The following is a 5,549-nucleotide window of genomic DNA, read 5'->3' as shown; positions in this document are numbered from 1 at the left end:
GCCAGGCTCCTGCTGTCCGCGAGCGCCCGCCGCACCCGGGCGGCGAACCAGTGCGCGCACCAGGCGGCCGGTACGAGCGCGCAGGCCAGGGCCAGGGCGGTGGGGGCCGCGGCCGCGAGCAGGGCGCGCGCCCCGCCGCCGCGCCGGCCGTGCAGCAGCGCGGCCAGGAGGCGCTCGCCGAACAGGCCGTAGCCGAGCAGCCAGAGCCAGGCCAGGGTGCCGAGCAGGCCCCAGGCGGCCCGGCGGGCCGGGCACCGGCCCCGCGACGGGGCGGGCCCGCTGCCGGTCTCCGCGCCCCGCGGCGTCCGGCCCGCGCCGCCCTGTTCGTGCTCCACGCGCGCGTGGAGCTCCTCGGCGAGGGAGAAGACGTCGCGGTGCCGGTAGTCGGCGGCCGTCCGGTCGGTGACGCCGCGGGCCTCCAGCCCGGCGGCGATCTCCAGGGCGTCGACCGCGCCGGCGCACAGGGCGCGGTGGCGGTGCAGCAGTCCCCTGACCGGGTCGGCGTGGGGTTCGGGTATGCCCGCGGGGGCCGGGGCGCCGTCGTTCCGGAGGGAGGTGGTCATGGACGGCCTGCCCAGGTGGGAGAGGAGGAGCGTGGCGACCAGGCGAGGGGCGGATGGGCCCCGGCGGCGTGCGCGAAGGGCACCGAGGGGTCGGGCGCCGCGTGCTGGACGGGCGCCTTGGAGAGGACTTCGAGATAGAGGGCGCCGAAGGCGGCGACGTTCTGCTCGACGGTGAACAGTTCGAGGGCGCGGGCGCGGGCGGCGGCGCCGAGCCGCGCCCTGCGTTCGGGGTCGCGCAGGAGTGCCAGGCAGGCCTCGGCGAGGGCCCCGGCGTCGCCCGGGGGGACCAGCAGGCCGGTGCCGCCGATGACCTCGCGGACCGCGCCGGTGTCGGGCGACACGGTGGCCCGGCCGCAGAACATGGCCTCGGCCAGGGCGGTCGGGAAGCCGTCGACGAGCCCGGACAGGATGACGACGCTGCCCGCCGCGTAGACCTCGGGGCCGGTGTCCGCCCCGAACCGGACACCCTCGCAGGGTGCTTGGGAGGCCGTGCCGGTCGCGCCGATGACCCTCAGTCCGGTGTCCGGCTCGGCGGCCCGTACGGCGGCGAGGGCCTCCCACAGGTGGGGCTCGGGCGTGCCGCCCACGGACACCAGGGTGCGGCCGTCGTCCAGTTCGCCGGGTGCGGCCTCGCCGACCTCCTCGTACAGGCCGGCGTCCATGCCCGGGTGGATCGTGCGCTGCCGGGCGCGGTCGGCCCCGCAGCGCTCCTGCCAGCCGCGGGCCCGGGCGTCGCCGCAGGTGACGAGCGCGGCCTGGCCGTAGATCTGGAGGGCCAGCTGCCGGTGGAAGGCGGACAGCAGGGTGCGGACGGGCGTGGAGAGCCCCTCCGGCCCGGCCAGATAGTGCTCGCGCAGCCGGACGCCGTACTCGGTGACGACCAGGGGCGTACCGAAGAAGCGTTTGGCCAGCAGGCCCGGGAGGGCGGCGGGCCCGGCCGAGGTGGCGTGGCAGAGGTCGACACCGGCCAGGCCCCGGTCGCCGTCGGCGCTGCCGTACCAGTCCAGGGAGAGCGGACGCAGCGCCCGTTCGAGGAAGCCGGAGACGACGAGGAGGTCGCTGACGCGCGTACCGTACACGGTGGGGTGCGCGCCGGGCGCGCGGCAGGCGTTCTCCAGGGTGCGCAGGGCCTGTTCGGAGCGGAGCGCCGCGGCGAGGCCGCCCTCGTCGCGGGCGAGGTCGGCGAGTCCGCCCAGGCCATCGGCGAAACGGTACGCCTGGTCGCCCGGCAAGGTGATCGCGGCGGCCAGGTCACCGAAGTGGGCGGCGAACCGGCGCCGCTGCTCCCGTCCGTACGCGCCGTACGCGCGCCCGGTGGCGCCGGGGGCGGGGCCGCCCCACAGCGGGGCCGAGCGCACCCGGCGGACGTTGCCCGGCAGGGCGTGCCAACCGCCGTCCTCCTGGCGGGCGCTGCGGCTCAGCGCGTAGAGCTCGAAGTCGTGCTGGCCGAGCCCGCGCACCAACCGGTCGCACCACTCCCCGCCCTCGTCGGCGCCTGTGCCGGCGCATGCGCCGCCTTCACGGACGGCGTACGGATAGCCGCCCTCGGACAGCAGTCCCACACGCACGAACGCATCCCCGCCTTCCCTTCGCGACCTGGTCGGCAACCACCGCGTACGGCAGCGGGAGCACGCTATGCGCGCTCACCGGTGGCGCGGCGGACGGTTGTCCGTCGCGCCACCGGAAGGGGTGAACGGGCGTGACTTTCGCCAGGACGGTGCGTTGACCCGCGCTATGCGGCGGCTCCGCTCCGTTCCAGCGCCGGCACGGCGGCGAGCAGGCCGCGCGTGTAGGGATGGGAGGGCTGCTCGTAGACGGTGTCGGCCGGGCCCTGCTCCACGACGCGGCCGCCCTTCATCACGACCAGCCGGTCGCTGACCTGGCGGACGACGGCCAGGTCGTGGGCGATGAAGACGAGCGCCAGCCCGAGGTCGCGCTGGAGCTCGCCGAGCAGCCGCACGACCTGCGCCTGCGTGGTGACGTCGAGGGCGGAGACCGGCTCGTCGCAGACGATCAGGCGCGGCTCTGGGGCGAGCGCCCGGGCGATGCCCACGCGCTGCCGCTGGCCGCCGCTGAACTCGTGCGGGTAGCGGTGGTGGGCACGGGGGTCGAGGCCCACGCGTTCCAGCAGTTCGCGCACCCGGGCGGTGATCTGCCCCTCGTCGAGCCGGCCGGCGGCGCGCAGCGGGTCGGCGATCGACTCGCCGATGCTGCGCCGGGGGTTGAGCGAGGAGACGGGGTCCTGGAAGACCATCTGCAGCTCGCCGCGGAAGGACCGCAGTTCGCGTTCCTTGAGGGAGCCGATCTCCCGTCCCCGGTAGCGCAGTTCGCCGCCGGAGGGGTCGAGCAGCCGGACGAGCATCCGGCCGAGCGTGGTCTTGCCGCTGCCGGACTCGCCGACCACGCCGACGGTTTCACCGGCGTGCACGGTCAGCGACACGTCCTCCACGGCCGTCAGGGACCGTTTGCCGCGACCGAACTCCCGGCGGAGGCCGACGGCTTCGAGCAGCACCTCGGCCCCGTCCCCGGAAGAACCGTCCGGACGGCCGGATTCGTCAACTCCGTGAGGGGCGGTTTCCTTCCGACGGACGTTGAGCCGGGGGACGGCCGCCAATAGGTCACGCGTATAGGTCTCGCGCGGAGTGTCGAGCACCTCGCGGACCGGTCCGTGTTCGACCGCGCGGCCGTCCTTCATCACGAGCAGCTCGTCGACGCTGCCGGCGGCGACGCCCAGGTCGTGGGTGACCAGGAGCAGGCCGGTGCCCGTCTCGGCGCGCAGTTCGCGCAGCAGGTCCAGGATCTGGGCCTGGACGGTGACGTCGAGGGCGGTGGTGGGCTCGTCGGCGATCAGCAGGCGGGGCTCGCAGGCGAGCGCCATGGCGATGAGGGCGCGCTGGCGCATGCCGCCGCTGAACTCGTGCGGGCGGGAGCGGGCGCGCCGGGCGGCGTCCGGGATGCCGACCCGGTCGAGGACCTCGACGGCCCGCGCGCGGGCGGCGCGGCGGGAGGCGCCCCGCCGGTGCGTCCGGTGGACCTCGGCGATCTGGTCGCCGATGGCCTGGTAGGGGTCGAGCGAGGAGAGCGGGTCCTGGAAGACCATGGCCGCCACGCCGCCGCGCAGCCGCCGCAGAGCGGCCTCGTCGGCCGCTTGGACGTCGTGGCCGGCGACGCGGACCGTGCCGGTGACGCGGGCGCCGGTGCCCCGGTGCAGGCCGAGCAGGGCGTAGGCGGCCGTGCTCTTGCCGGAGCCGGACTCGCCGACGATGCCCAGCGCCCCGCCGGGCGGCAGCTCGAAGGAGAGCCCGTCCACGGCCGGGACGAAGCCGTCCGCGCTCCCCGCCGCGGCGTGGAAGGCGACGGACAGGTCGGTGACGGTGACCAGCGGTTCGGTCATCGCAGGGCCACCCTTCGGTCGGCGGCGGCGTAGAGCACGTCCGCCAGGATGTTGGCGATCACCACGGCGGCGCCGGTGACCAGGACGACGGCGACGACGACCGGCAGGTCGACGGTGGTGGTCGCGTGGACGAGCAGCTGGCCGAGCCCGGGCAGGCCGAACAGCGTCTCGGTGAGCACCGCGCCGCCGAACATCGAGCCGAGGTCGGCCGCGGACAGGGCGATCACGGGCGGCAGCGCGCCGCGCAACGCGTGCCGGCCGACGACGGCCCGCTCGGTGACGCCGTAGGCGCGGAAGGTGCGGATGTGGTCCTCGGCCAGCGTCTCCAGGACCGCGCTGCGGGTGAGCCGGGCGTACTTCGCGGACTCGATGAGGGCGAGCGCGATCCACGGCAGCAGCATGTTCCAGGCCCACTGCTCGGGGTCGTCGGACAATGCGACGTACGAGGGGAAGGGCAGCCATTCCAGGTACGCGCAGAAGACCATCAGCAGCATCAGCCCGATGATGAACACCGGGGTCGCGGTGCCGGCGAGCGTGAGCCAGGTCAGCACGCGCTCGGTGACGCCGCCGCGGCGCAGGGCGGACAGCAGTCCGGTGCCGACGCCGAGCAGCAGCCAGAAGACCATCGCGCCGAGCGCCAGGGAGGCGGTGACCGGCAGCCGCTGGCCGATCAGTTCGGTGACCTGCTGGTCGTTCTGGTAGGAGAGCCCGAAGCAGGGGGCGTCGCAGTGCAGCAGGCCGGTGCCGGTGGAGTAGTCGTGGCCGGCGACGACGCCCTGGAGGAAGTGCCAGTACTGCGTGTACACGGGATCGTTGAGGCCGAGCTGGTCGCGGACCTGGGCGATCTGCTCGGGGTTGCAGCGCGGTCCGCAGGCCAGGCGCGCGGGGTCGCCGGGCGCGAGGTAGAACAGCGCGTAGACGACGACGGAGAGCGCGAGGAGCACGACGAGCGCTCCGATCGCGCGGCGCAGCAGATAGCCGGTCATGCCGCACTCCCCTTCTTCTGCGCGTTCTTCTGCGCCTTCTTCTGCGCGCCCTTCCGCGCGCGGCCGACGCGCAGCCGGGACGCCTCGCGCGGGTCCAGCGCGGTGCGCACGGCGTCGCCCAGCACGGTGAAGGCGAGCACGGTGACGAACAGCAGCAGGGCCGGCAGCAGCACGTACATCGGGTCCGTGCGGAACCAGGTGGTGGCGGAGGAGAGCATCTGGCCCCAGGAGGGGGTCGGGGGTTTGACGCCGACGCCGAGGAAGGACAGTCCGGCCTCGGTGACGATGTTGGTGGGCAGCAGGATGGCCGCGTAGGTGATGACGGGCGCGGCGAGTGCGGGCAGCAGTTCGCGCCGGGCGACGCGCCAGGGCGAGGCGCCGGTCAGCCGTGCGGCGGCGACGAAGTCGAGCTTCTTCATGCCCAGCGTCTGGGCCCGGACCAGCCGTGCGGTCGGCCCCCAGGCGAGCAGCCCGATGACGAGCACGAGCAGGACCGGGCGCGGGAAGTCGGTGGGGACGACGGCGGTCAGCGCGATGGCGAAGACGAGCATGGGCATGGCCACCATGACGTCGGTGACGTGGCTGAGCACGCTGTCGACGAAGCGG

The 5,549-nt window shown here is 75.0% G+C and carries 4 protein-coding genes and 1 pseudogene; all 5 read right to left on the bottom strand.

The genetic code is table 11. The features are described from left to right. Positions 1 to 563 (bottom strand): annotated as a pseudogene (locus tag AB0K09_RS29205) (hypothetical protein); the annotation flags it as partial. Further along, complete coding sequence (locus AB0K09_RS29200) at positions 560 to 2,131, bottom strand: DUF3492 domain-containing protein (RefSeq protein WP_366068417.1); 1,572 nt, start codon at positions 2,129 to 2,131, stop codon at positions 560 to 562. The pseudogene AB0K09_RS29205 and the gene AB0K09_RS29200, both read right to left, overlap by 4 nt. Positions 2,132 to 2,295: 164 nt before the next feature. Continuing rightward, positions 2,296 to 3,957, bottom strand: a complete 1,662-nt coding sequence (locus AB0K09_RS29195; RefSeq protein ID WP_366068416.1) for an ABC transporter ATP-binding protein — start codon at positions 3,955 to 3,957, stop codon at positions 2,296 to 2,298. Continuing rightward, the gene (locus AB0K09_RS29190) at positions 3,954 to 4,943 is read right to left on the bottom strand and encodes an ABC transporter permease (RefSeq protein WP_366068415.1); all 990 of its coding nucleotides are present in this window, start codon (positions 4,941 to 4,943) and stop codon (positions 3,954 to 3,956) included. The genes AB0K09_RS29195 and AB0K09_RS29190 overlap by 4 nt, the downstream gene beginning before the upstream one ends. Beyond that, positions 4,940 to 5,549: ABC transporter permease (locus tag AB0K09_RS29185; protein ID WP_366068414.1), on the bottom strand; the 610-nt coding region annotated here is incomplete at its 5' end. The genes AB0K09_RS29190 and AB0K09_RS29185, both read right to left, overlap by 4 nt.

The sequence above is a fragment of the Streptomyces sp. NPDC049577 genome (genome assembly GCF_040675635.1).
Taxonomy (GTDB): Bacteria; Actinomycetota; Actinomycetes; order Streptomycetales; family Streptomycetaceae; genus Streptomyces.
The sequence above is the reverse complement of the archived record's forward strand: the minus strand, read 5'-3'. Positions and strand labels throughout refer to the sequence as shown.

Coding starts and splice junctions, on each gene's coding strand:
- AB0K09_RS29195 (WP_366068416.1), bottom strand. CDS start 3,957: ATGACCGAACCGCTGGTCACCGTCACCGACCTGTCCGTCGCCTTCCAC.
- AB0K09_RS29190 (WP_366068415.1), bottom strand. CDS start 4,943: ATGACCGGCTATCTGCTGCGCCGCGCGATCGGAGCGCTCGTCGTGCTC.